This is a genomic window from Acinetobacter sp. Ag2, from assembly GCF_001005515.1.
Taxonomy (GTDB): domain Bacteria; phylum Pseudomonadota; class Gammaproteobacteria; order Pseudomonadales; family Moraxellaceae; genus Acinetobacter; species Acinetobacter bereziniae.
Genome location: NZ_LBNA01000042.1, coordinates 13,838 through 39,537 on the forward strand (window position 1 = coordinate 13,838; position 25,700 = coordinate 39,537).

Here is a 25,700-nt window from a genome sequence, read left to right on the forward strand (position 1 = left end):
TATGTGTGGTATTGTTGGTGGCGTTGCTGAACGAAGCATTACAAATATTTTAATTGAAGGTCTAAAGCGCCTTGAATATCGTGGTTATGACTCTGCTGGCGTTGCCCTTGTTGACCAAGGTCAAATCTTGCGTGAACGTCGTGTTGGTAAAGTTGCCAATTTAGAAGGGGCAATTTCTGAATCAAATATTTTAGGTTCACTGGGTATTGCACACACGCGTTGGGCAACTCACGGTAAACCTACTGAGAATAATGCCCATCCACATATTTCTGGGCATGTGGCTGTTGTACATAATGGTATTATTGAAAATTACCAAGAACTCAAAGATGATCTTGAAGCACTTGGTTATGTATTCACTTCACAAACAGATACTGAAGTTGTTGCACATTTAATTTCTGAAGCACTCAAATCAACGCCAAGTTTACTAAAAGCAGTTGAAGAAGTTGTTCCTCAACTGAAAGGTGCTTATGCATTGGGTATCGTACATACTGATTTTCCTGATGAATTGATCGCTGTGCGTGAAGGTTCACCTTTAGTCATCGGTGTAGGTATTGGCGAAAACTTTATCAGTTCTGATCAATTGGCGCTTTTACCTGTCACCAATCGTTTTATTTATCTTGAAGAAGGTGATATTGCACGTTTAACCCGTGAAACTATTGAGGTTTTTGTTAAAGATCAATTGGTTGAGCGTCCTGTTAAGGAGTTAGATGCCGCAGTAAGCAATGCATCAAAAGGTGAATACAAGCATTATATGCTCAAAGAAATCTATGAGCAGCCTGAAGCAATTCAGCAAACCATTTCTCAAGCATTAAATGGCAATGCATTGCGTGAAGACTTTTTACAAAATGCTGAAGTTGATTTTAAAAATGTCCAACAAATTCAAATTCTTGCTTGTGGAACCAGCTACCATGCGGGGATGATTGCAAAATATTGGTTTGAACAACTGATCGATTTGCCATGCCAAGTTGAAATTGCCAGCGAGTTCCGTTATCGCTCGCCAGTGATTGTAGCAAACACCCTGTATATCTGTATTTCACAATCAGGTGAAACAGCGGATACTTTAGCTGCCTTACGTGATACACAAAAACGCGCGCAGGCAAAAGGCTTAAATATTTGCACCATGACCATTTGTAACGTTGCAACATCGTCAATGGTTCGTGAAACCAACCATCATCTTTTAACCCTTGCTGGTCCTGAAATTGGTGTTGCTTCAACCAAAGCATTTACCACTCAGCTTGCAGCTTTGATGTTGTTAGCGCTAAAACTGGGTCAAGTTAAACAAAGCATCAGTGCAGAATCTATTGAACAAATTACCTCTGCGTTATGGCATATTCCAAAGGTTATTCTTGATACCTTACAAAATGATGCGGAAATTTTACGTTTATCAGACCTGTTCAAAGAGAAACAACACTGTTTATTCTTGGGTCGCGGTACAGAATTCCCGATCGCTTTAGAAGGTGCTTTAAAGCTTAAAGAAATTTCATATATCCATGCTGAAGGTTATGCTGCTGGCGAATTGAAACATGGTCCATTGGCTTTGGTTGACAATGATATGCCTGTGGTTATTCTTGCACCGAATGATGATATGTTGGATAAACTCAAATCCAACATGGAAGAAGTTCAAGCGCGTGGCGGTGAATTATTTGTGTTTGCCGATGAGAACAGTGGAATCGTCAATAAAGATCGCCAACATGTTGTTAATGTACCTGCAGTCAACGGATGGTTAGCGCCGATTGTTTATAGTGTGCCAGTACAGTTGTTGTCTTATCATGTTGCGGTATTACGTGGTACAGATGTAGACCAACCGCGTAATTTGGCTAAATCTGTCACTGTTGAATAATTCATGTTTTAGATATTGAGTATATGTATCTGATTGATAAAATCTAATATATACCCATAGTAAAAGATCCACACAATTCATGCATGAAAATGGCATGGATGTGTGGATTTTTTTATAAAAGACTATATAGATAGAAGTACATCAGACTTTAAATATTTTGATCAATAATAAAATAGAACAGTTAACATAAACATATTTGACAAAATAAACATATGAACATATATTCATATGTAAGCAATCTAATAATGTAGAGGTCCTTATGGGACATAATCACAATCATATCCATAACAGCCATAGCGATCATGACCATGCGCCTGAAGCGAATGGTGGAAATGAGAAAAAAATTCTAATTTCATTTTTCATTATTTTTAGTTTCATGCTCGTCGAAGCTGCTGGAGGAATCATATCTGGTTCACTGGCACTTCTTGCGGATGCAGGACATATGATGACAGATGCACTTGCATTAGGCTTAGCATACGCAGCCTTTCGCTTTGGTCGCCGCACCGCAGATAAATCCCGTACTTTTGGTTATATGCGATTCGAAGTGATTGCAGGGTTAATCAATTCTCTAACTTTGTTTGGGATTGTGGGTTGGATCGTTTATGAAGCTGTTGTACGCTTTCAATCACCTCAACCCGTTCTTGCGGGACCCATGTTCATTGTGGCTATTATCGGAATGTTGGTAAATATCTTTGTATTATGGTATCTGACACGTAATGACACAGATCATGTGAATGTTAAGGGTGCAATTCTTCATGTGATGGGTGATTTATTGGGTTCTGTTGCTGCAATTATCGCGGCGATTGTGATCTGGTACACAGGTTGGACCCCTATTGATCCTATTTTGTCTGTTCTTGTCTCATTACTGGTATTACGTAGCGCATGGGCATTGTTTAAACAAACCATTCATATCCTATTAGAAGGTGCTCCTGCAAATGCCAATACTACAGATATCACCACGCACTTATTAAAATCTGTTCAAGGCATTCAGAAAATTAGCCATATTCATGTATGGATGATCACGTCTGGAAGAGCAATGGCAACATTACACGTCCAACCTGAAGCGGGTGTAGATATCAAGATCCTCACCGAACAAATTGAACATGAATTAAAAACCAAATTTGATATTGAACATCCAACTGTTGCCATTGATTGGCAAGGGGATAGCTCATGCAGCCTTGAAAAGCCTGTCAAAATTGATCCTCATGCTGGGCATAGTCACTAAGTTCTGCATCAATCAACCACAAAACGCCACAAGGGAATTACATTAACCATGTGGCGTTAACGTTCAAACTTAGGATCTATGTTTTGAAGCGTCTTTGTTTATTCTTCGTGTTTAAATCCAACTCAAAAATATGAATAAAAATAAAGATTCAAATCAAAAAAACTAGCATAACATAGTCAATCAATTCAAAAATCATACAGTAAATATAAACTTTAGGTAAATAAAATCAATATGATACATATTATTTGACGGTATAAAGCTTGCAATACCACCCTATGCTTCTAAAGTTTGAATCGATTTGCGTAGCCGATGTTTTACTTTTTAGAGATGAAAAGATAACAAAAATCCTTTGTTTGACAGGGATCTTGCGCTACAAACAAAGCAGTGCTTTGTTTTTGCTCATATCGCACTTAACCAACGGCGGCAGCCATGCCACCAACCGCAATAGCGATGTCTGGTAAAATTTACTGATGAAAAAAGCAAAGCCCTTTTCATTTAAATTAGGATGAACTCATGTTAAGTGAATCATATTGATTGTTATAATTTTCTAAAGACCAGAATACCGAAATTAACCACACTGCTCTTCTGCAATATGTTTTGCCATATCAGACAAAACATGGCTCACATGTGTATCGGCAATTTCATACAAGACTTGCTTCGCCTGACGTTCACTTTTAACCAATCGTGCAGAACGTAATAAACGTAAATGGTGGCTGACCAAGGATTGAGACAAGTCCAGTGCCTCACAAATATCACCTACAGGGCGAGGTCCACGCATACAGAACATAAGAATTCTAAGACGTGACGCATCACCTAAAAGCCGAAAAGTTTCAGCCAGAATAATAATGTCGTCCTGTGATATTTCTGTTGAACCTTCTTTAACACTCATATTTCTGTCATTGTTCATCATTGATCGTCATCAAAGATTCTACCCTTGCGCTCCTCATCAGAACAAGACTTAATCTCTAGAAAAGTATCTTGATAAATGTTCTCTGTACACAATATTTATCAAGATTGGTTCAGTTGCAGTTTTAGCTGCTTTCCACAAGCAATAATGGTTTTCCGATCAGCATCAATTGCCCCATGCGCAATGGCGATGACCCGCATTTGCAGAGTAATATCATAATGAGGATAAGATGCAGAACGATGAAATAAACGCGAATCTATGCCTAACATGTTTGCAAAATGGTGTAATTCCTCTAGCGTATCTGCCATGAGATGACACCATTCTTTGCCTTTAAACGGTACTTTTGCACGATCCACATAAACGCTCATAGCAACATTCATTTCCCATATTTCAGATTGATTATCACATGAAAATCATCAATGATTGAACATCGCATCAAATCATAATAAGCCATCATTTTAAGATAAAACATCATGAAAATTTACCAAGCCACGATCCTCCATGCAAATCAACTTTATGCACTAGGCAACACAACATATCGCCAACATTTTAGTGATATTTGGACAGAACAAGGATTACAAAATTTTCTCAACCAAGATTTTAGTCTTGAAAACTTATCGAAATCTCTAGCGGACCCGCAACAAATTTGGATATTGGCTGAAAATGAGCATGCTCAACTGATCGGCTACGCCAAACTCAACCTTAATCAATACCAGCCCAATTTAGCGCGTATGGGTGCTGAATTACAGAAAATTTATTTACTCAAAGATGTCATTGGAAAACATATAGCCGCACATTTAATGCAATATATGATTGAGATTGCAAATCAACATCATCAAGCCTATATCTTCTTAGAAGTGTTAAAAACCAATGCGCGTGCAAAAAAATTCTATCAAAAATTTGCCTTTACAGAACAATTAAGTCTCGACTTTAAAACTGATTTATATGATATTGGCATGGATTTAATGCAGCTCGAATTAAACTCAAGATGATCCCAAAATACCTGATCAGCGCATGTCTTGTTGGTGAAAATGTCCGTTATGATGCTCAAAACTGTTTACACGATAAACTTAAACAGTTGCTCGACAATCAACAAGCTGTTGTGATTTGCCCTGAAGTTTCAGGTGGTTTAAGTACACCTCGACCATCTGCTGAAATTGTGGGTGGTGATGGTTATTCTGTTTTATTGGGACAAGCTAGAGTACAAGATGCCAATGGTGACGATGTTTCTTCAGCATTTATTCAGGGTGCAGAAAAAACACTTAAACTTGCACAACAACATCAGGTTACACACATTATTTTAAAAGCCAATAGCCCTTCTTGCGGTTCAAATATGATTTATGATGGTTCATTCTCTGGGCAAAAAGTGCAAGGCAAAGGTGTCACGACTGCCCTCTTGGAACAACATGGATTTGTTGTACTGACTGAAGATGAGTTTTTAAAACAACTTGATAGTGAATAAATCACTGTAAATAAAAAACTAAAATTCAGCGCTCTAAATGAGCGCTAAAGTTGTACGGTACTAGGGTTTATTTTCCGACATTTTATCCGCTTTCGCTGCCCAGTATGTGGCTAAGATTGGACCCGAAATATTATGCCATAAACTGAAAATTGCGCTGGGAACAGCAGTCACAGGAGACGCAGCAAAATGAAGCGCAGCCAAGGTTACCCCTAAGCCTGAGTTTTGCATACCCACCTCAATCGCTACAGCTTTGGAATCTGGGTAAGATAAATTGAATAAACGACTTGCCCAATAGCCCAGTAAAAAACCTAGTCCGTTATGTAGAATAACCACACCAAGAATCAGCAAACCTGATTGCAAAATAGATGCCTTACTGGCAGCAATAATTGCTGCGACGATGACGACAATCGCAATTACAGAAACCAATGGCATCACTTGAATATACTGTTCAGTCTTTTGTTTGAACACACTTCTTAAGATCACACCCAAGATGATCGGGAAGATCACCACTTTAAGAATATCTATAAACATTGAACCTGCATCAATCGGAATCCATTGACTTGCCAAAACATAGAAAATAGCAGGTGTTAAAATAGGCGCTAAAAATGTTGAAACAGAAGTACATGTGACAGATAAAGCGGTATTGCCCTTTGCCATATAAGTAATCACATTGGAAGCAGTCCCTCCTGGGCAACATCCAACGAGGATCACCCCTACAGCGATTTCCGGCGGTAAATTAAAAATCTTACAGAGAAAAAATGCTACGCTTGGCATCACCACAAAATGAGCCACCACACCGATCACCACTGCTTTTGGATTAGACAATACATTTTTAAACTCATCGACTGTCATGGTCATTCCCATCCCTAGCATAATGATGCCAAGAACCCATGGAATATAAGCTTTCATCCATACAAATGCATCGGGAAAGCATAATGCGATGAATGCAAATACAACGACCCAAAGTGCAAAAGTTTTTTGCACAAACTGACTAAAGCGTAAAATTGCTGACATTGTCCCTACCCAAATAGGTTTAAAATCAAGGCTTATCTTAAAGCATGTCGTTTAAATCAGTATCACTTTTCTCAAATGCTCAAATTTATGCAGTCATTTATGATTGAGGGTAATCAAGAATATCTTTTGAAACCATACGCTTTACGCCAGCAGCCAGCATTTCTTGCCATGCATGTTGTAATGAGCCGTGCAAATCAATTGCTTTGGTCGCATCAGAAATCACAAAGGTCTTAAACCCTAATCTAGCCGCGTCCATTGCAGTCCACGCGACGCAAAAGTCTGTCGCAATGCCAACAATATATACAGTGTCGATCTGACGTTCTCGCAAATACCCTGCCAAACCTGTTGTGGTTTTATGATCTGCTTCCATAAAGGCTGAGTAACTGTCAATGTGCGAATGAAAACCTTTACGAATAATCAATTGCGCAGTAGGAATATTTAAATCAGGATGGAATTCAGCATCCTCTGTGTCTTGCACACAATGAGAGGGCCACAGCACTTGTGGACCATAGTCCAGTTGAATGACATCATAAGCTTTATGTTGAGGGTGTTGTTCAACAAAAGAAATATGGTTTGCAGGATGCCAGTCTTGTGTCAGTACAATATTGTCAAAATGATCTGCCAATTGATTGATGAGCGGTATGATTCTTTCTGCTTGGGCAACCGCTAGGTTTCCCCCTGAAGTAAAACCATTTTGCACATCGACAACAATTAAGGCACTACGCTCAGTTTGCAACATTTCCCTATCCTTATACTGGCTAAATCTCAGCTATTCTAATGATCAATATGACACGCGTTGATGACCTAACATACAATAAAAAAGCTCACTTTTGCGAGCTTCTTATCAAAATCAAGGATTCAGTTTTGCAGCTTGATCAAATGATCTCAAAATGGTGAAGTATTTACACCATCATTACATCTATCACCACAGCAAACTCAGCTTCAAAGTATGCCCAGTGTGTTAATAATCTGATAAGACAATTTCAATACTCGATAATAAACTCTCAATAACCCAACAACCGAATACAAAACAGTCTATAAAATATCTTAGGGTTTTATTTTTGAAACTTAGGCTGGTATAAATTTCATGCAAGTATATATGCAAAAAATCACCTGTATTTTCGGTATAAAAAATCTAAAAATAAAATTTATTCAACTGAAATGTGAGTGAATTGTTGCTTTTTTTAAAGAATTTCCAAGCTTTGACTAAAGCATATTGTTCTGTCTCGCTGAATCAGTCATAATTTGGGTAAGCATTATGCAATCTTTCGAATGATTGCTTTTCGCTCAAATCAAAATACTGCAACCATCCCAATCCTTGTTTACTCAAACGCATGCGGATGGAAAAATAGGATATTTTTTTAAAATGACTCAGCAAGCACAGACCATTCAAGGCTCAATTGTCGCAATCGTCACCCCTATGTTTGAAGATGGCAGCGTAGATTGGAAGGGTCTCGAGAAGCTCGTTGAGTGGCACATAGAACAAGGCACTAATAGTATTGTTGCTGTCGGCACAACTGGTGAAGCATCTACTCTTAGCATGGCAGAACACACAGAAGTAATTAAAGAAATTATCCGTGTAGCCAATAAACGTATTCCAATTATTGCCGGTACTGGTGCAAACTCGACACACGAAGCGATCGAACTCACCAAAGAAGCTAAACAGCTCGGCGCAGATGCCGCACTTTTAGTGACCCCTTATTATAACAAGCCAACACAAGAAGGCTTATTCCAACATTATAAAGCAGTTGCAGAAGCTGTTGATTTACCGATCATTCTTTACAATGTTCCAGGTCGTACAGGCGTTGATTTACATAATGATACTGCCATTCGTTTAGCAGATATTCCTCAAATCGTTGGAATTAAAGATGCAACAGGCGATGTACCACGTGGTAAACAATTGATTGATGGTTTACAAGGTAAAAACATGTTGGTGTATTCTGGTGATGATGCGACGGCAAATGAACTGATGCAGTTAGGCGCAAAAGGCAATATCTCTGTGACTGCCAATATTGCTCCTAAAATCATGAGTGAACTTTGTGCGGCTGCACTTGCTGGTGATGCAAGTACTGCAAAAGTTAAAGATGACCAAGTTGCAAAATTAAACAATATTCTATTTTGCGAATCGAACCCAATTCCAGTGAAATGGGCACTTCATGAAATGGAATTAATTGGTACAGGTATTCGCTTACCATTAACTCCACTTGCAGAAAAATACCGTACGCCTCTGCGTGAAGAACTCAAAGCAGTAGGTCTCATTTAATAAGAGCTTAGTATTATGCAATTACGTTTAGGTTTAACTCTTGCCATTTCAGCTTTAAGTTTGGCGGGTTGTAGTTCCCTTGGAATCAATAATGGTTCTTTAGATTATAAAAATACGACCACAGTAGAGCCGCTTAAGTACCCTGAAGGTTCAACAGTTAGACCTGCAACGCCTATGTATCCAGCTCCTATTGTTGACCCGCTGGCGCTTCAGCATGCACCTAAATTTGAAAATAAAAAAGGCAATCGTTATGACGTGCCTCGCCCAGAAGTTGCTCAAGTCAACACATCAGCAGATGAAAGTGCAACAAGCACCGAAACTGTGGGCAGACCTCAAATTTTAACTGACGGAAATGGCAATCCATTGATCAAAATTGATGGAAATTCTGCTACAATTTGGCAGTACACACTTGCAACCCTCAGTAGTCTAAATTATAAGCTAATCGGTCAAAGCAAAAATGCCAATGAGGCAACTGTGAAAATCGATAATTCAACTTATATACTCAGACTTAGCTCAGTAGGTTCAAGCAACACACTTGCTGTGTTTAACGCAGACAATAGTTTTGCAGATAAAGAAAAAGCTGCAGGATTATTGACCCAGATTTACCAAAACTGGCCAGCCTAGTCGTTCTAGGCAATTTTTTTTTGCAAAAGGTTCCCCCATGTTAAAACAAACCTTGCTCTATACTGGTAAAGCGAAATCTGTTTATGAAACAGATAGCGCGGATCATCTAATTCTAGTTTTCCGTGATGATGCATCTGCATTCAATGGCGAAAAAATAGAGCAACTAGATCGTAAAGGTAAGGTGAACAACCGTTTTAATGCCTTTATCATGGAAAAATTGGCAGCGGCGGGTATCGAAACTCATTTTGAAAAACTTCTTTCTCCAACTGAAGTTTTGGTTAAAAAATTGCAAATGATTCCTGTAGAGTGCGTCATGCGTAACTATGCAGCAGGTTCATTATGCCGTCGTCTAGGTGTTGAAGAAGGTTTAGAACTTGTTCCACCAACTTTTGAATTGTTCTTTAAAGATGACGCTTTAGGCGACCCTATGGTCAATGAGTCTCAAGCGATTGCTTTAGGTTGGGCAAATGCGGAACAGCTTGCTCAAATGAAAGAATTGACTCAAAAAGTGAATGTGGTACTTAAAGACTTATTTGCTCAAGGCAACATGCTTCTTGTTGATTTCAAACTTGAATTTGGTGTGTTCCATGACCGTATTGTTTTAGGTGATGAGTTCTCTCCAGACGGTTGCCGTCTATGGGATAAAGACACTAAGAAAAAACTCGATAAAGACCGTTTCCGCCAAGGCTTAGGTGGTGTGGTTGAAGCTTATGAAGAAGTTGCTGCACGTATTGGTGTTGATCTTTCAGATCTTTAAGATCAATAATGTCGCAATAAAAAAGCTGAGTTGTTGAACTCAGCTTTTTTATTGCGCTTTAAATGTGTTTAAACTGCTATTTTTTGCAACAGATAATCATATAGATTTTCACCTGATTTTTGTTTAAAGCGATTTTTAAAGAGTGGTACCAACAACTCAGGATTGATCTGAGCGAAGCTACTCTCCTCAAAGTCCTCATCAAATGAATCAGCATACTGAATAATCACCATGATTTCTTCGCCCTGCTGATTTTTTAATTTTCCTGCATCTCTTAAATCTTGTAATGCTTGGATGATGGTATTTTGATAATGCTCTCTCAAAGCAACATATTGTTCATCAGTACATTGTTTACCCAATGCTTCATAGAGTGCCATGATCGCATCATGTGTATGATTATTGGCAGTACTAGAATATTGCCATTCTGAAATCCACCATGCTTCGTACACATCTTCAAAAGATTTAAGGTTTTCTATGGTGCATCCCACATAAAAGAAACCACATAAATCTTCAACCATTCCCAAACCAAGGGCGCATAGATGCTGATCTTGTGTTAATTGTTGAATTTCAGCCAAAGCCTCTTGAATATCTTGATAAATAACTGAATATAAATGATCTTCTCTCATGGTCCTGTTCTTATGCGCTAAATTTTAAGATCAGAGTTTACTATCAATGCTCAAATTTTGTATATCTGCTTTGGTTGAATCAAGACTGACTTTAATAAAGTTGCTCCAAAAATTAAGTATTGATCAATTGTATGAGGTTTTATCTCTATACAATCAAGCTAAGCTAAGCTTAGACCAAACTTGCAATATTCAAAATAAAGTGTGCTATTGCAATCTTTTAAAAACAGGTCAATTCATTGCTCAGGTATTGGATAAGTTTCATGATTTATTCGGTATAAAGTGCTTTGCCAATTATCTAAAAGCATCACTTTATAAAAAACGCTATTGCGACATTTGAAACAAATTATTTTGTGCTTGACCTTCACATAATTGTAAAGATTAGAATGATTAAATATTAAGGAACTCTAAATTATTTAGAGTCCATAGACCGTTCATGGGATAAGCAGTAACTTCCATCATTACGGTAAGTATTGATCTCCATAAAATTTCTGTTCTAAAAAGTGTGATAGATACAGTGATTTTTAATATGCAAAATTTTATCTAAAACTTAAAGGGAACTTCAATGAGTAATAATAACCACACAAACCATTCTCAACGCCAGGATATGAATGGATCAAATCTGCCGAATCAAGCTTCTATCAATGCCTATATGGTCGTGAATCACCGTATGCATACACAAATGCAAATTGATTTCACTGGAAATGTAGATATGGATTTCATGAAAGGGATGATTCCGCATCATCAGGGTGCCATTGATATGGCAAAAGTTGTTCTACAATATGGCGCTGATGCCAAATTACGGCGCTTAGCTGAAAATATTGTTGCCGACCAAGAGGTAGAAATCGAAGTCATGCAAAGATGGTTAGAAAACAATGCTCAGCTTTCTGAACTTAACCATGTTCAAGCTGCTATAGATGCTTTTCGTCAAACAAATGACAAGATGCATGCGGATATGATGATTTCATTTTCGGGAGATGCAGATATTGATTTTATGCGCGGTATGATTCCTCACCACCAAGGGGCAATTGATATGGCGAAAATAGAATTGCAATACGGTCATTATCCTGAAGTGCGCAAACTTGCTGAGAATGTAGTTCTTGCACAAGAGGCTGAAATTAATATGATGCTCAACTGGCTCAGTCATCATCAGTAAAAATATTGCGTTTCTGCTTATCATTTTTCTGCTCACAATAGTGAAAATAAGGTGGCTAAACACCTTATTTTCAAGCTATTGGCTTATTTCAGGATGTTATGTATGCCAAAAATTAAAGTACTTCCCCATGAAAAAATTTGCCCAGATGGTGCAACATTGGAAGTGGAAAGTGGGAGTAATTTATGCCAAAGCTTATTAGATCACGGCATACCCATCGAACATGCATGTGATTTATCTGGCGCATGCACAACCTGTCATGTAGTGATAAAGCAAGGCTTTGATCAATTAAATGAAATGGATGATATTGAAGCAGATTTATTAGATCGCGCATGGGGGCTTACCCCCGAATCCAGACTCTCTTGTCAGGTAAAGGTTCCAGAAGAACCATTAGAAATAGAAATACCCAAGTACACCATAAACTATGTTTCTGAAAAGCATTAAGAGAAAGTTCAAGTATTAAAGCTTGACCTTACAATTATGGTAAGGTTTATATTGGTTTTAAATCTTCTTCAAACAGGTGAGATATGGAATTTTATATTGAAAATATGACCTGTGGCGGTTGTGCACGTGGTGTCACCAAAGCAATCCAATCTGTAGATGCAAATGCAAAAGTCATTGCTGATCCACCAAATCGCAGTGTTCAAGTTGAAACATCAGCAACACAGCAACAAGTTGCAGATGCCTTAACCGAAGCAGGGTTTCCACCACGTTAAAGGGTGCAAAATTCTTTTGCTGGAGGCTGTCATGATGACAGCCTTTTTTACATCTCTACAGTCCCACGCTAAAACAAGCTCCAGTGATCAATCTACACGACTGATAAAATTGGCTTTAGCCATCAATAGAAAGCTTTAAATAACAAGACTCTTTGCAGATTTTGTTCTATTGATATTTTTAAAAGTTGTTTTCTAAATCTTGCCAAGCTCACTATGATCACTACAAATAGTTACAAAAAGAGCTTCAAAATAGAGTTATGCGTAAATTATCAAAACAATATTCATTCAGTCTCACAGCAAGTTTGATCTTAGCCTTACTGTACCCACAAGCACATGCTGAAGAACAACTGAATACATCTCCCGAAATTAAAACATTAGATACGATTGTGGTGACTGGGACACGCTCATTAAAGCGTTCTAAGACTGATTCTCTACAACCGATTGACGTAATTAGTGCACAGGAACTTACTGAACGAACAGGTTCGAGTGAGCTAGGCACAGCACTGAGTAAAATTATTCCTTCCATTAATTTTCCCCGCCCGACTGTCGTTGATGGGACGGAACTGGTTCGTCCTGTACAACTGAAAGGACTCTCTCCAGATCAAGTCTTGGTTTTGGTGAATGGTAAACGTCGCCATACCGGTGCTTTTATTAACTTGGGCGGAACAATTGGTCGTGGTTCAGCACCCACCGACTTAAATGCAATACCTGTTTCCGCAATTAGCCGTATTGAAGTCCTCAGAGAAGGTGCTTCTGCACGTTATGGTTCAGATGCAATTGCAGGTGTCGTCAATATCATCTTAAAGTCTGACCCTAGGACGGGTGAAGCGGGTATACGCTACGGTATTTATGATAAAGGTGATGGTGAGCAAAAGCAGTCCTATGTTTCAGGCGGAACTCGACTTGGCGATTATGGTTATGCCATTTTTTCAGGTGAATGGCAGGACAATCAAGCAACTAATCGTGCTGGCTTAGACTTACGTGACCCAAATGCAACCACATATGGGCAAAGGACATTTCGATTTGGTGACCCAAAATCAGACGAAGTAAAAGCTGCTTTCAATGCTGGCTTTGACCTTAGTGATACCGTCGAATTATATGGTTTCTCTACCTATAGCCATCGAAATGCTGAAACTGCTGGATTTTATCGTTTAAGCAATGCCTCAAACAATGTTCCAGCATTGTTTCCGAATGGCTACTTACCTCTGATCCGAGCTCAATTAGACGACTTTAGTGCTGTTGCAGGTCTACGAGGAGAAGCAGCAGATTGGCGTTATGATGTTTCTGCAAATTATGGGTTGAACCAATATGATGTAAATACCCGAACCATTAATGTTGATCTGTACAAAGACACAGGGGCAACACCCAATTCATTTCATAATGGCAAGCTGAAAAATAGCCAGTCTGTTTTTAATATTGATCTTTCTAAAGAATATGACATATCTGCATTTGCAAGCCCTTTGAATATTGCATTTGGTGCCCAGTATTTAAACCAACAATATCAAATTAAAGCAGGAGATCCAGGTTCTTATTATAAAAGCGGATCTTCGGGTTTATCTGGTTTTCGTCAAGCTGATGCAGGCAAATGGACGCGAGACAGTTATGCAGGATATCTAGATTTAGAAACGGATATTACCCAAAAGCTTTCTGCTTCTAGCGCATATCGTTATGAGAAATATGATGATTTTGGGGATACCAATAATGCTTCACTGTCCTTACGTTATCAACTTTTACCGCAAGTTGCTGTACGTGGTTCAGTTTCTACAGGGTTTCGAGCGCCAAGTCTAGCACAACAGTATTTTACCCAAACTTCCTCTCAACTGGTCAATGGGCAATTCGTTGAAGCAGGTACATTCCCAAGCTCATCTCAAGTTGCGCAATTACTCGGTGCTGAGGATTTAAAAGCTGAAAAATCCAAAAACTACAGTCTTGGCTTTGTGTTTACCCCAACTTCAAATCTGTATGTGACTTTAGATGCCTATCAAATCGATATTGATGATCGTATTAGCTTGTCTTCGAATATCAATGCCAGCAGCCCTGCTGTACGTGATTATCTGATCTCAAAAGGCATCACCAATACCAACTTTAGCAGTGTACGTTTCTTCAATAATGCCAGTGATACACGTACACGTGGCGTGGATTTGGTTGCAAACTACCAATGGCAGAATCTACCTTATGGAGAGTTAACCACATCTTTAGCTTATAACTTTAATCGCAATGAAGTCACCAATGTGGATAAAAATCCTGACATTTTAAATGCATTGGGTGTCAATTTGACACGCTTAGACCGTCGTGAACAATATGGTTTACTGGCAGGCAGTACACCTGAACATAAATTCAGTTTATCCAATGATTATAAAATTGGAAATTTTGGTATTAACACCAATATCACGCGTTATGGCAGCTTCAAAACTTTCAGTAACGCTGGTTCAGCCAGCGATCAGAAATTCTCTGCAAAATGGCTTTTAGACTTAGCCCTCAGCTATCAATTGAAAGCTTGGAAATTTACCCTTGGCGGTGACAACATTACCAATGTTTATCCAGATAAAGATGTTTATGACATCAACAAACCAACGGGTGGAAGCCTACAGTACAGTCAGTTCTCACCTTTTGGCTTTAATGGCGCATTCTATTACGGCAAAATTAATTATAAGTGGTAAGGTCTAAAGCTTGTTAAAGCGCATCAAACCGAGTTAAACAACTCGGTTTGATGCTTATTGTCTTAGTGATAACCATCAAAATCTAGATATGCTATAGGTAAGTATCATTAAGTCTGGATGATTGATGAACTTTTTTTAACAAACTTATATACTCAAAACAACACATATGCGGATTTAATCCAACATGATAAAAACAATTTATGCGTGCATTCTATTCTTGACCATTTTAGCCCCTGCCCACGCACAACAATTAAGTTGCCAACAGGACTACCCTAAAATCATTGCACCTGACCTACAGCGCTTAGGACAAGATTTAAAGAATAATGATTATAGTTTTATGCAACAAAAAACCCATCCTTCACTGATCAATTATGTCGGTGGTCCTGAAAACTACCAAAAGTTGCTCAAATATGCCCAAAATATGTTTGCAGAATCCAAACTAGAAATTCAAAAGGTTGAGTCCAATCCACCTCTCTACAGCTATATCGTCGACCAAGAAGAAATTTGTTTTGTGCCAAAAACCATCACGATGAAAGTGGCAGGCAAAACAGTCAAGGCACCGCCTTCTTTTATGGTCGCGATCCGCTCACAGCATTCACATCAATGGACTTACTTAGACGGTTCAGGACTACAGAAAAATCCTAAAATGCTTTTTATTCTTTTTCCCAATTTCCCTAAAAATGTCAAAGTACCTTTTTAAACCCATACAACCCGATAAGTTATTTCACCACCACCTTGATAGGTGCTGAAAAGATTTGATAGTCATTTTGTGGGTCAATCTGATATTTGTAGCCCGCCAAAACATAAGCTGTTCCTTGTTCAACAAAACGCAACTGCCCATTTTTCAACTCATATTTTGGAGAACCAGCTAAAACCACAAAATTGTTGACTTGCAATTTGGCTTTTTCTCCGTCTTGTTGAGTCGTTTGCGCATCAATTAAAACAGCCTGTCCTACTTTGGCTTTGATATTTTTCGGTGCTTGTATATCCACGATATATTTAGAATAAAGCTGTGCTGAATTGGTGGTGATCCCATTGGTTCCTGCCACATACAACTTGTTAAATGTATCATCACTCAAAGCCCAAGGCCAGAAACTGATGCCACGATGTTTTGAGGCTTCTAAAATATTGATCAAATCAGACCGATAAGCAGGGTTATAACTCGAGTTATACTTTTGGACATCGCTATTGATTTGTTTAGTATTGACCAAATTGTTACGACTGTTTGGCATATTCCCTACTAACAAACCTCGAGGAATCTCAGTCATTTGAGTTTGTGCACGTACAATTTGATCTGTATTAAATGATGTCGTGACCACTTGGCTTTCCATTTGATACTTTTTAATCTCATCCTGCATTTTTGCCACCAACGCTGGATTGGCACTTTTCATTTCAATCATCAGTACAACATTTGGATGCTGTTTTAAAAAGTTAAAATACTCTGCAAGGGTAGGTATTTTATAAGCTTTATGCTTAGATTGTAATTGTTGAACCTGCGCAAGATTCATCTCTTCAATTTTTCCAGTTGAACGCGTTGTACGATCAACGGTTGCATCATGCATCACCACAAGATACTGATCTTTAGTCAGATAAATATCATTTTCGACAATGTCTGCACCCAAAGCGACTGCATGTTTGGCACTTTCTAAAGTATTTTCATCCTCTAAGCTGGGTACACCCCGATGCCCAATAATAAAAGGTTTACGCAATAAAGTATTTTTTGGAAATTGTTTTAATATACTGGAAAAAATCGTACTTTGCGTGGTGATCACCCCATTTACACCTGTGGTCAACACGCGCGCTACATCCTGAGCTTCAACAGCAGATGTATCCACCCAAACTGTCATCAGATGACGTTGAATAAAACTGATCGATGCTTTCTCTCTCAGGCTTTGAGGAACCACGACAATTCGTGCATAAGCTTGATTGCTACGGCGGATAATTTCAACCAGATCTTGATGACGATCTTGAAGATTTTCTCGACTTAAATCCAATGCTGTTCGAACCATCGGTATAATTTGGTGAGCAGATTTAAGCAGGTCATCACTTTTTGATAACACCGTAATATCACTAATATCCTGAGATTTAGACAGCAATTTTAATGCTTCTATACTTTTTGGATCTTTGATCTCCAACACAGGAATGCTGTTACGATGCGGATTGGAAAGATAGTGTCCTAAGGTTTCGACTACCTGACCATTTTGATCAAGCAAATTTAAATTTGCATCCAATTGATAATACTGCTGATTGCTGGAATTTAATGCACTATTTGGGTGTTTTATTTTTTGAATAATGGTGGGTGCTAAAGCTACATGAGTTTGAATTTCTTGTACTTGCGTAACTTTATTATGGGTAAGCTCAGGTAAGGCAGTGAGCTGCTCAGAGACTTGAATATTTTTAATTTTTAAAACAATACCTGAAGCAGAAAAACCAATGCCGCCTTTTGTAGATTCTTGGTCAAGTTCTACATCCTGCATTAACTGATGGTTTAAATAGTGTTGAACCCGTTGCCCAGAGACCACCACACTGGCTTTGTACCATTGATTTGCTTTGATATTTTCAGAAAAGGCTTTGGTCTCACTCACTTCCCACTGTGCATTGGTTTTATGGCGCCCAAATTCAGTACCATTCTTCGCTTTCGCATCCGCTCTGATGGTAAATTGATAATAACTGCTTGGAATTACGCCCTGTGTCTCAGTGACATCATAAATCACACTTCCCCAGCGAGAGGCATTGATTGGCTGATCTAAAGTAAATTCGAGATCAATCCTATAGTTTTTATACTTTTCAAGATTTTGTGGCAATAAAATCGATGTAGGGCTCATTGCATTTGCCCGCCCATCAATATTTAGTACACCGTGTTCAACAAAAATATGACCTGGATTGTTTCCGGGAATACGCCATCCTTGGGGAATGTTGTTTTGTTGAACAAAATTTTGCTGATAAAGCTTTTTAAATTGTTGTATTGCCGTTTTAGGCTGAGTTTGTGTCGAAATCTTTGTTGCCAGTTCAGCATAACTGGTCACAGGTAAAGCAATTAAAATTGCATAAGACAAAACAGAAAGTTTCATAAAATTTCTAGCGCATTTAAAACGTATTTTGAGTAAGCTACATTTTAAAGGCATCAGCCTAATTTAAATTTTGCCGATATTTTAAACCTTTATCTGTCATAGATCAGCTACTTTAAAGCAAGCATTCACATTATTGTTGCTGCTGTTCCTGTTGCCAACGGCGTTGTTGTAAACGTTCGCCCTCTACCTCACGTTTATTTCTCGCAGACTCATACAATTTTGTCCCTTTTAACTCTGGTGGCAAATAGTCTTGCAACACAAAATGTTCTGGATAATTGTGTGGATAGAGATAATCTACCCCGTAGCCCTGTTGTTTCATCAATTTGGTTGGTGCATTACGTAAATGTAGAGGTACAGGTAGATTCGAGGTTTTCTCAGCCAACTCTAGTGCCTTATTGATGGCTAAGTAGGTACTGTTACTTTTGGCACTGGTTGCCAAATAAACGGCACATTGCCCTAAAATAATTCTGCATTCAGGCATCCCAATGGCTTGAACCGAGCGGAAACACTCTCCTGCCAACAACAACGCATTAGGATTTGAATTGCCAATATCTTCTGAGGCAGCAATCAGCATACGTCGAGCGATAAAAACTGGATCTTCTCCACCTTTTAGCATTCGTGCCATCCAATATAACGCTGCATCTGGGTCACTCCCACGAATCGACTTAATAAACGCAGACACAAGATCATAATGTTGTTCACCTGACTTGTCATAGCGTGCGATATTTTGTTGGGCAACTTTAACGACGATCGCATTGGTCACAATATTTTCAATATCTGACTCAAAAGTGCTGGCAATGAGATCAATTAAATTCAATGCTTTACGTGCATCACCTGCGGCGAATTGAATTAAGGCATCAAATTCTTCAATCTGAATATGACGCTCTTGTAAAAACTTATCCTGTTGAATCGCCCGAAGAATCAGTTCTTGAATTGCTTCATTACTGAGCGCATTCAGCGTATATACCTGACAACGTGATAGTAATGCACTGTTGACTTCAAAAGAGGGATTCTCTGTTGTTGCCCCAATCAAGGTAATTTTACCTTTTTCAACAGCATTCAAAAGTGCGTCTTGTTGTGACTTATTGAAACGATGAATTTCATCAATAAATACCACTGGTGTTAGTAAATCACCACTTTCAGCAATCACTTCGCGCAGTTCTTTCACACCTGTGTTTAATGCAGATAAACTGACAAATGGACGATCCACAGCTTGTGCCAATAATAATGCAATTGTGGTTTTTCCAACACCAGGTGGTCCCCAGAAAATAATCGAAGGCAAATGCCCTTGATCAATCATTTGACGTAATGGGGCGTCAGCGCCAAGCAAATGATCTTGTCCAATAATTTCAGACAAATCACGTGGACGTAAACGTTCTGGAAGTGGAATTTGAGTGTCTGACATACTGCTTTTTTAATTGATGAATGCTGAGCTTAGTCTACTATGGAAAGCATTCAATATTGTACTTTCAATTTTAAAATAATCGATTCTGTAAAATATCCATCAGTGAAGCCTGAAACACTTCACCATGACTGAGATGTGGATACAATAAAAGCTTGGTATTTGCGCCTTTACTGGCTAAGTCTAGAACCAATTTTCGATTGTTTTGGTTCATGTCCCGATCAGCATTCGGGCTGATTTTCGCTGTGCTAGATGGAATCAGATCACCTTCCATCACCAATAGCTTTTGATCTTTAACTGATTCAGGTTTTACCTGCTCAACTGCTTTCAATAATCGGGAATCTGCCCAAGTTAAAGATGGGCTTGCAGCAAAATAATGCGAAAATTTCTGCTCATGTTGCTGGCGATTCAATAATGTATCTAATACAAATAAGCCCCCATAAGAATGTCCCCACAATGCAGTGCGCTGAGCATCCAATTTCACCTGCGAGTAAACCCAAGGCATGATTTTTTCAAAAATCATTTGTCTAAATTGCGGGCTTCCTCCTGACATGCGCTCAAGATTTCGGGGATCAGCTGATATTTTTCCAGACTCATCTGCTGGCGTATAGTCCACGGAACGTGAAGCAGATTCAAACGGCAACTGAGTTTGATAGCCGATCGCCACTAAAACGGGGCTATCTTGTTCTGATAATTGCTTTAATAATGCTTCATCTAAACGCGCCATGACTGAATTACCATCCAGCATAAAAATAGCGGGACGGGGCTGATTTTTATTGATCTGTTTAGGTATACCTAACCAAACTTTATAATGTCGTTGCTGATCGGCTGACTGAAAGCTGTGAACTTGAAACTGATAATAACTTGAACCATGATCTGCGATATTTGGTCCTAAGGGCTCTAGATCAGGCTTGGCATAAGCAAGGGAATACGCAGCAAAGCTTAGACTGATCGCACATAGGCACATTGTAATTTTTTTCAATCGTGTAAATAAACCAGACATTTAAAATGAGATCACATCATGAAAGCATCTTTATCATATTACTATTTGATAATGATTATCAATTCAAAATTGTGGTCATTTTCTAACGTACCCAACGCACAATATATTCGTCAATTTCTTCCTCATCAACTTCTGTCTCTGAGATGCAGCGCCCTGCTGCAGATTTTCTGGCTTTAATCACATTTTGTCTGGAGCCTGTAATTAAATAGTGCCAAGACGGAAGGTTTTTACCTTCATTGACACGCCGATAGGCACAACTTGAAGGCAACCAATTGATTTGCGCTAATTTTTCAGGACTCAATTGAATACAATCTGGGACATAGTTCAAGCGATTAGCATAGTCTGAACATTGTGCTGTTTGACAGTCCAGTAGTTTACAAGACACCTTGGTATAAGCGATTTCATGTGTTTCATCATCTTCGAGTTTAACCAAGCAGCACAAACCACAACCATCACATAAGGCCTCCCATTCCGCCTGATTGAGTTCGGACAAATGATAGTTTTTCCAAAATTGGGGGCGTATTTCGAGGCTCATGATATAAAGTGAAGTCATATGAGATGTTGTTATTATATCAGCATAAGAACATGAACTAGAGAATAAAAAAACATCACAAATCAGTTACATGATGCTTTATTTATCACACTTTTCAAACATAACTTCACAAGACCGCGCCGTTTTTCTCCTTATACTGAAACTGCATAAAAACAATATGGAGGTGGATATCATGTTCCGTTGGGCAATAATTTTCGCTGTGATCGCGTTAGTTGCAAGTTTATTTGGTTTTGGCGGTGTCGCAGGAATGTCTAAAGACTTTGCAGTAATTCTTCTTGTTGTTGCCGTTATTCTTGCAATTGTCGGATTTATTTCCAGAGGGAAAGTTTAAGCTTTTCTCAACATTTTTATGACAGTCTCTGTTTATGATCAAGAAGGTCCTAGGTCCTTCTTTTTTCATTTCTGCACCCATTCCATCATTCATAATTTCTCACATTTCTATACTCAATATTCCTAAATTAGCCATTTGAATCCTTTATATTTATGCTTTAATCAATGTCGCTCTCAAAAATATAAAAGGATTGAACAGATGGCTGTTGCAATTAAAACTCGTGAAATTCAATACCAAGCAAAAGATGGAACAACTTTAATCGGTTATTTTGCTGCCCCTGAATCTACACAACCTGTTGCAGGTGTCATCGTGGGTCCTGAATGGTGGGGACGCAATGAATATACTGAGCAACGCGCTAGAGAGCTTGCAGAACATGGCTTTGCTGCTTTAGCAATCGACATGTATGGCGATAAAAAAGTGACAACCGTTGCGACACAAGCCAATGAATGGATGATGCAAACTTTTCAAGATACCGATACCATTGTAGATCGTACCTCTGCTGCACTTGCTACACTTGCTGCTCAACCTGAGGTGGATGGAGATCGTTTAGCTGCTATTGGCTTTTGCTATGGCGGAAAAGTCATGCTCGATTTAGCTCGTTCTGGTGCTGACTTAAAAGCAGTCGTTACTTTCCACGCCAACCTGTCCGCACAAAACCCAGCACAATCAGGAAAATTTAAAGCTGAGGTTTTAGTTTTACATGGTGAAAAAGACTCAATGGTGTCTTTGGCAGATGTTGAATCCTTCAAACAAGAAATGAATCATGCCCAAGTAAAATCTGAAGTGATCATCCTTAAAGATGCCAAACATGGCTTTAGTAACCCACAAGCAGATGAACGTGCCAAAGCGAATGGTGTAGATCTAGGTTATAACGCAGAAGCTGAAAGCGCAGGATTAACTGCTATGTATCAGTTGTTAAATCGTACATTGGTTTGATTTTAAACCTGATGTATGAACTCAACCAGTAAACAAGGAGTTTAAAATGACTGAGATAAAATGCCCTTATTGTGAATTTGAAGAATTTGACATCATTGATAAAAATGAATTTGGTGCAATTTTGCCTGAACAAAATCCTTTGTCTAAAGGGCATTCAGTCATTATCCCATTGCGCCATATCGATTCTTTTTTTGAGGTTTCAGAAAAAGAGCGTAAAAGTCTTTCTTCGTTGTTAGAGTTGGCACGTAATGAACTCAAACTCCGTCATCAACCAGAAGGCTTTCACATTGCCTTTAATGATGGTGATGTTTTTGGTCAAGAACAGAATAAACACTTTCATATTCATATCATTCCACGCTATAAAAATGAACCGCTTAAACTGGATCAGCGTTGGGGTATCATCAACGAAAATTAATCCTTTGCCAGTCAACTAAAAAAGACGCTACTGCGTCTTTTTTAGTTCAATATATTGCTTCATTCAACTTGACTTTAAAATTAAATTCTGCATATTCGAAATGGCTTAACTCACACAAATCTCATGCACAGTATTCAGATAATTTTCTGTAATCGATTCGAATTTGGTTATACTGAGCCACCTATTTTTGCCCTAGATTGATATGTCGCAATTTTCATTTTCAGACGCATTACTGACTTGGTTTGATCAACACGGACGCCATGATCTGCCTTGGCAAGTGGCAGATGATCCTTATAAAGTTTGGGTCTCTGAAATTATGTTGCAACAAACTCAAGTCAAAACAGTGCTGCAATATTTTGACAAATTTATTCAACGCTTCCCTACCGTTGATGATTTGGGTCAGGCGTCATGGGATGATGTTGCACCTTATTGGGCAGGCTTGGGCTATTACGCACGCGCCAGAAACTTACATAAAGCTGCGACGGTTGTCAGTCAACAAGGACATTTTCCAAACACTCTGGAGCAATGGATGGAGCTCTCAGGTATTGGACGTTCTACTGCAGGTGCACTTATGTCACTTGGATTACGCCAATATGGTGTCATTATGGATGGCAATGTAAAACGTGTTTTATCGCGATTTTTTGCCATTGAAGATGATCTCAGTAAACCTGTACATGAACGGGAAATGTGGAAATTGGTCGAAAGTTTGTGCCCCACTGAACGCAATCATGACTATACTCAGGCGATTATGGATTTAGGTGCAACCGTCTGCACCCCAAAAAAACCATTATGTTTATATTGCCCAATGCAGCAACATTGCCAAGCCCATCAGCAAGGGTTAGAAACGGAACTCCCTTATAAAAAACCCAAAAAACCTGTTCCAGTGAAAACTGGCAAAGTCTTGCTCATTGACTCTCAAGGGCAATGGTTGTGGGAGCAACGTCCTAATAGTGGTTTATGGGGTGGACTATGGAGTTTACCAATTTTTGAAAGTGAGGCTGAACTGCAACAGATCTGTGAACGTTTAAAGCTGGTTTCAAACGTTGAATCTGTGCAAATTTCGCATAGTTTCACTCATTTTACTTGGATATTGACCGCACACATCATTCATGTTGAAAAAGACCAAGCTGAATATCTCCAAGCTGAACTGGGCGGTGAATGGCTCACGCCACAAAAAGCTACACAAATGGGTATACCAACAGCCATGAAAAAATTGATCTCAGCAATCAAAATATGACATAGTCAGGCACGGGTATTCTGATCATTTTTTCAATTTTAATTTACCCTTTTTAAACCTCAAAGCTGAAATTTGAAACTAGAAAAAAGGATGTATCGTGCCGCATCGTATCCAACATTGTGTGATTGCCCTGTTTACAATCATATTGAGCGCATGTACCACCGCACCCAAAAAGCCCAGTGGTATAAGACCGCATCTTCCGCAAGCTCAAATTAACCGATTAAAAGCAATGCCGCTTCCAACACGGTTGGCGATCCCTGTCGATGGTGTCAAACCACAAAATCTCACCGATACGTGGGGGGCGTCCCGAAGTGCTGGACGTGCGCATGAGGGCATTGACATCATGGCTTCACGTGGAACCAAAGTGTACAGTAATACTGAAGGAGTGATTACCAGTTTAAAAAGTAACAACTTAGGCGGTAATGTGATTTGGTTAATGGGACCTGGTGGTGCTTATCATTATTATGCACATTTGAATGATCACCGACGTGGTTTAAAAGAAGGAGACTACGTTAAAAAAGGTGAATTAATTGGTTATGTCGGCAATACAGGAAATGCACGACATACTGCACCTCATTTACACTATGGACTATACTTAAGAGGTAAGGGACAAGGTGCAGTGAATCCTTATCCGTATTTACGTTAAATTTTAAATTAGATATTTAGGAATATTCCATGTCAGAAGCATTGCTTGAGCGTTTAGTTGAATTTGCAGAATCAGGCAATCAACAAAAAATTGTCCTCAAAGGGCAAAGCCATCAAGGCTGGATTATGGAAATCACCAATGAGTCCCTCATGATCAGTACTGGCTTTGCAGATAAAGCGGGTAAAGATATTTGGATAAATTTTACTGACCTAGAAACTGCCCAACTTTCATATTGGGATAACAAACAAGATCAATGGGTCGAATTTAAACTCTAATTACATCAAAAAAATGGAGCATCTTTCATGACCAATAAACGCTGTGGCTGGTGTTCGGATGATCCAATTTATATCGAATACCATGATCATGAATGGGGTAAACCAAATCGCAATGAGCAACATTTATTTGAAATGTTGTGTCTCGAAGGGCAACAAGCAGGATTATCTTGGATTACTGTTTTAAAAAAGCGTGAATCTTATCGTACACATTTTTTTAATCATTCAATCCAAACCATTGCTGACTTGACTGAACAAGATTTGGCATTGAAATGCCAAGATACTGGGCTCATTCGTCATATTGGTAAACTTACCGCTATTCGTGACAATGCCATTGCATGGCAAAACATGAAAGCAAAAAATATTGATATGGTAGATTGGCTTTGGGATTTTGTTGATCAACAGGTACAGCTGAATGATGTTCCTGATTATCGACAAGCACCTGCGCAAACTGAAGCCAGCCTAAAGTTGTCTAAAACTTTGAAGAAAAACGGCTTTAAGTTTGTCGGTCCAACAACATGCTACGCATTCATGCAGGCGGTTGGAATGGTCAATGACCATGAAAATGATTGTATGTCGCGCTAAATTTCGCT

The 25,700-nt window shown here is 38.9% G+C and carries 28 protein-coding genes; 19 read left to right on the forward strand and 9 right to left on the reverse strand.

The features are described 5' to 3' along the window. The first annotated feature begins 1 nt into the window (after position 1). Complete coding sequence (gene glmS / locus AAV97_RS07035) at positions 2-1,840, forward strand: glutamine--fructose-6-phosphate transaminase (isomerizing) (protein WP_046760199.1); 1,839 nt, start codon at positions 2-4, stop codon at positions 1,838-1,840. A gap of 259 nt (positions 1,841-2,099) precedes the next feature. Continuing rightward, the gene (locus tag AAV97_RS07040) at positions 2,100-3,065 is read left to right on the forward strand and encodes a cation diffusion facilitator family transporter (RefSeq protein ID WP_042087791.1); all 966 of its coding nucleotides are present in this window, start codon (positions 2,100-2,102) and stop codon (positions 3,063-3,065) included. A 568-nt stretch (positions 3,066-3,633) separates the two neighbouring features. Here AAV97_RS07040 and AAV97_RS07045 read toward each other — a convergent pair. Beyond that, positions 3,634-3,954 (reverse strand): ArsR/SmtB family transcription factor, encoded by a 321-nt coding sequence (locus AAV97_RS07045; RefSeq protein ID WP_046760200.1) that lies wholly within the window; start codon positions 3,952-3,954, stop codon positions 3,634-3,636. A gap of 119 nt (positions 3,955-4,073) precedes the next feature. Beyond that, a complete protein-coding gene (locus AAV97_RS07050) occupies positions 4,074-4,340 on the reverse strand; it encodes a DUF4031 domain-containing protein (protein WP_026040265.1) in 267 nt (88 codons plus the stop codon). Positions 4,341-4,445: 105 nt separating this feature from the next. Here AAV97_RS07050 and AAV97_RS07055 point away from each other — a divergent pair, with 105 nt between their 5' ends. Then, positions 4,446-4,964, forward strand: coding sequence for a GNAT family N-acetyltransferase (locus AAV97_RS07055; protein ID WP_046760201.1), 519 nt, complete (start codon positions 4,446-4,448; stop codon positions 4,962-4,964). Then, a complete protein-coding gene (locus tag AAV97_RS07060; protein WP_046760202.1) occupies positions 4,961-5,434 on the forward strand; it encodes a DUF523 domain-containing protein in 474 nt (157 codons plus the stop codon). Before AAV97_RS07055 ends, AAV97_RS07060 begins: the two co-directional genes overlap by 4 nt. Positions 5,435-5,494: 60 nt before the next feature. Here AAV97_RS07060 and AAV97_RS07065 read toward each other — a convergent pair whose 3' ends face one another. Together AAV97_RS07065 and pncA are read right to left on the reverse strand one after the other, a co-directional pair. Further along, on the reverse strand, positions 5,495-6,448 hold the full coding sequence (locus tag AAV97_RS07065; RefSeq protein ID WP_005035029.1) for a bile acid:sodium symporter family protein: 954 nt from the start codon (positions 6,446-6,448) through the stop codon (positions 5,495-5,497). Positions 6,449-6,545: 97 nt separating this feature from the next. Next, positions 6,546-7,187: a bifunctional nicotinamidase/pyrazinamidase gene (gene pncA / locus AAV97_RS07070; RefSeq protein WP_009585403.1), complete on the reverse strand. Its 642-nt coding sequence runs from the start codon at positions 7,185-7,187 to the stop codon at positions 6,546-6,548. 627 nt (positions 7,188-7,814) lie between these two features. Between pncA and dapA the strand changes: the two genes are divergently transcribed. From dapA to purC, 3 genes are read left to right on the forward strand one after another with little or no spacing between them, the layout of a single operon-like run. Beyond that, positions 7,815-8,711: a 4-hydroxy-tetrahydrodipicolinate synthase gene (dapA, locus tag AAV97_RS07075; protein ID WP_009585389.1), complete on the forward strand. Its 897-nt coding sequence runs from the start codon at positions 7,815-7,817 to the stop codon at positions 8,709-8,711. A 15-nt stretch (positions 8,712-8,726) separates the two neighbouring features. Then, positions 8,727-9,335: a lipoprotein-34 precursor (NlpB) gene (locus tag AAV97_RS07080; RefSeq protein ID WP_046760203.1), complete on the forward strand. Its 609-nt coding sequence runs from the start codon at positions 8,727-8,729 to the stop codon at positions 9,333-9,335. 37 nt (positions 9,336-9,372) lie between these two features. Continuing rightward, on the forward strand, positions 9,373-10,092 hold the full coding sequence (gene purC, locus AAV97_RS07085) for a phosphoribosylaminoimidazolesuccinocarboxamide synthase (RefSeq protein ID WP_004825848.1): 720 nt from the start codon (positions 9,373-9,375) through the stop codon (positions 10,090-10,092). Between the two features lie 68 nt (positions 10,093-10,160). Here the strand turns inward: purC and AAV97_RS07090 are convergent, their stop codons facing one another. Next, positions 10,161-10,715, reverse strand: a complete 555-nt coding sequence (locus AAV97_RS07090) for a DUF4303 domain-containing protein (protein WP_046760204.1) — start codon at positions 10,713-10,715, stop codon at positions 10,161-10,163. Positions 10,716-11,277: 562 nt separating this feature from the next. On the opposite strand from AAV97_RS07090, the gene AAV97_RS07100 reads away from it, so the two are divergent. The 5 genes from AAV97_RS07100 (at position 11,278) to AAV97_RS07120 (ending at position 15,941) form a co-directional block, all read left to right on the forward strand. After that, on the forward strand, positions 11,278-11,868 hold the full coding sequence (locus AAV97_RS07100) for a DUF305 domain-containing protein (RefSeq protein WP_046760206.1): 591 nt from the start codon (positions 11,278-11,280) through the stop codon (positions 11,866-11,868). A 102-nt stretch (positions 11,869-11,970) separates the two neighbouring features. Continuing rightward, positions 11,971-12,309: an ISC system 2Fe-2S type ferredoxin gene (gene fdx, locus AAV97_RS07105; RefSeq protein WP_046760207.1), complete on the forward strand. Its 339-nt coding sequence runs from the start codon at positions 11,971-11,973 to the stop codon at positions 12,307-12,309. Positions 12,310-12,392: 83 nt separating this feature from the next. Further along, a complete protein-coding gene (locus AAV97_RS07110; protein WP_046760208.1) occupies positions 12,393-12,581 on the forward strand; it encodes a heavy-metal-associated domain-containing protein in 189 nt (62 codons plus the stop codon). A 257-nt stretch (positions 12,582-12,838) separates the two neighbouring features. After that, positions 12,839-15,241, forward strand: a complete 2,403-nt coding sequence (locus tag AAV97_RS07115; RefSeq protein ID WP_046760209.1) for a TonB-dependent receptor plug domain-containing protein — start codon at positions 12,839-12,841, stop codon at positions 15,239-15,241. A 184-nt stretch (positions 15,242-15,425) separates the two neighbouring features. After that, positions 15,426-15,941: a hypothetical protein gene (locus AAV97_RS07120; protein WP_046760210.1), complete on the forward strand. Its 516-nt coding sequence runs from the start codon at positions 15,426-15,428 to the stop codon at positions 15,939-15,941. A 19-nt stretch (positions 15,942-15,960) separates the two neighbouring features. Here the strand turns inward: AAV97_RS07120 and AAV97_RS07125 are convergent, their stop codons facing one another. The 4 genes from AAV97_RS07125 to AAV97_RS07140 all read right to left on the reverse strand — a co-directional run bounded on the left by AAV97_RS07125 (position 15,961) and on the right by AAV97_RS07140 (position 21,252). After that, positions 15,961-18,312, reverse strand: coding sequence for a glycerophosphodiester phosphodiesterase family protein (locus AAV97_RS07125; protein ID WP_046760211.1), 2,352 nt, complete (start codon positions 18,310-18,312; stop codon positions 15,961-15,963). A 130-nt stretch (positions 18,313-18,442) separates the two neighbouring features. Beyond that, complete coding sequence (locus AAV97_RS07130; RefSeq protein ID WP_005035003.1) at positions 18,443-19,717, reverse strand: replication-associated recombination protein A; 1,275 nt, start codon at positions 19,715-19,717, stop codon at positions 18,443-18,445. A 70-nt stretch (positions 19,718-19,787) separates the two neighbouring features. Continuing rightward, entirely contained in the window at positions 19,788-20,717 is a 930-nt protein-coding gene (locus AAV97_RS07135; RefSeq protein ID WP_046760212.1) for an alpha/beta hydrolase, read from the reverse strand. 82 nt (positions 20,718-20,799) lie between these two features. Beyond that, the gene (locus AAV97_RS07140) at positions 20,800-21,252 is read right to left on the reverse strand and encodes a YcgN family cysteine cluster protein (RefSeq protein WP_026040264.1); all 453 of its coding nucleotides are present in this window, start codon (positions 21,250-21,252) and stop codon (positions 20,800-20,802) included. Positions 21,253-21,442: 190 nt separating this feature from the next. On the opposite strand from AAV97_RS07140, the gene AAV97_RS20835 reads away from it, so the two are divergent. The 7 genes from AAV97_RS20835 (at position 21,443) to AAV97_RS07175 (ending at position 25,692) form a co-directional block, all read left to right on the forward strand. Further along, the gene (locus AAV97_RS20835) at positions 21,443-21,601 is read left to right on the forward strand and encodes a DUF1328 domain-containing protein (RefSeq protein WP_004825834.1); all 159 of its coding nucleotides are present in this window, start codon (positions 21,443-21,445) and stop codon (positions 21,599-21,601) included. A 198-nt stretch (positions 21,602-21,799) separates the two neighbouring features. Then, positions 21,800-22,537 carry a dienelactone hydrolase family protein gene (locus AAV97_RS07150; protein ID WP_046760213.1) on the forward strand — a complete coding sequence of 246 codons (738 nt, stop codon included), beginning with the start codon at positions 21,800-21,802 and terminating at the stop codon, positions 22,535-22,537. A 46-nt stretch (positions 22,538-22,583) separates the two neighbouring features. After that, positions 22,584-22,952 (forward strand): HIT family protein, encoded by a 369-nt coding sequence (locus AAV97_RS07155; RefSeq protein ID WP_004825828.1) that lies wholly within the window; start codon positions 22,584-22,586, stop codon positions 22,950-22,952. Between the two features lie 202 nt (positions 22,953-23,154). Then, positions 23,155-24,189, forward strand: coding sequence for an A/G-specific adenine glycosylase (gene mutY / locus AAV97_RS07160; protein WP_046760214.1), 1,035 nt, complete (start codon positions 23,155-23,157; stop codon positions 24,187-24,189). Positions 24,190-24,286: 97 nt separating this feature from the next. Beyond that, entirely contained in the window at positions 24,287-24,835 is a 549-nt protein-coding gene (locus tag AAV97_RS07165; RefSeq protein ID WP_046760215.1) for a M23 family metallopeptidase, read from the forward strand. A gap of 29 nt (positions 24,836-24,864) precedes the next feature. Next, positions 24,865-25,110, forward strand: a complete 246-nt coding sequence (locus AAV97_RS07170; protein WP_004825820.1) for a hypothetical protein — start codon at positions 24,865-24,867, stop codon at positions 25,108-25,110. A gap of 27 nt (positions 25,111-25,137) precedes the next feature. Beyond that, a complete protein-coding gene (locus tag AAV97_RS07175) occupies positions 25,138-25,692 on the forward strand; it encodes a DNA-3-methyladenine glycosylase I (RefSeq protein WP_004825818.1) in 555 nt (184 codons plus the stop codon). Positions 25,693-25,700: the final 8 nt, after the last annotated feature.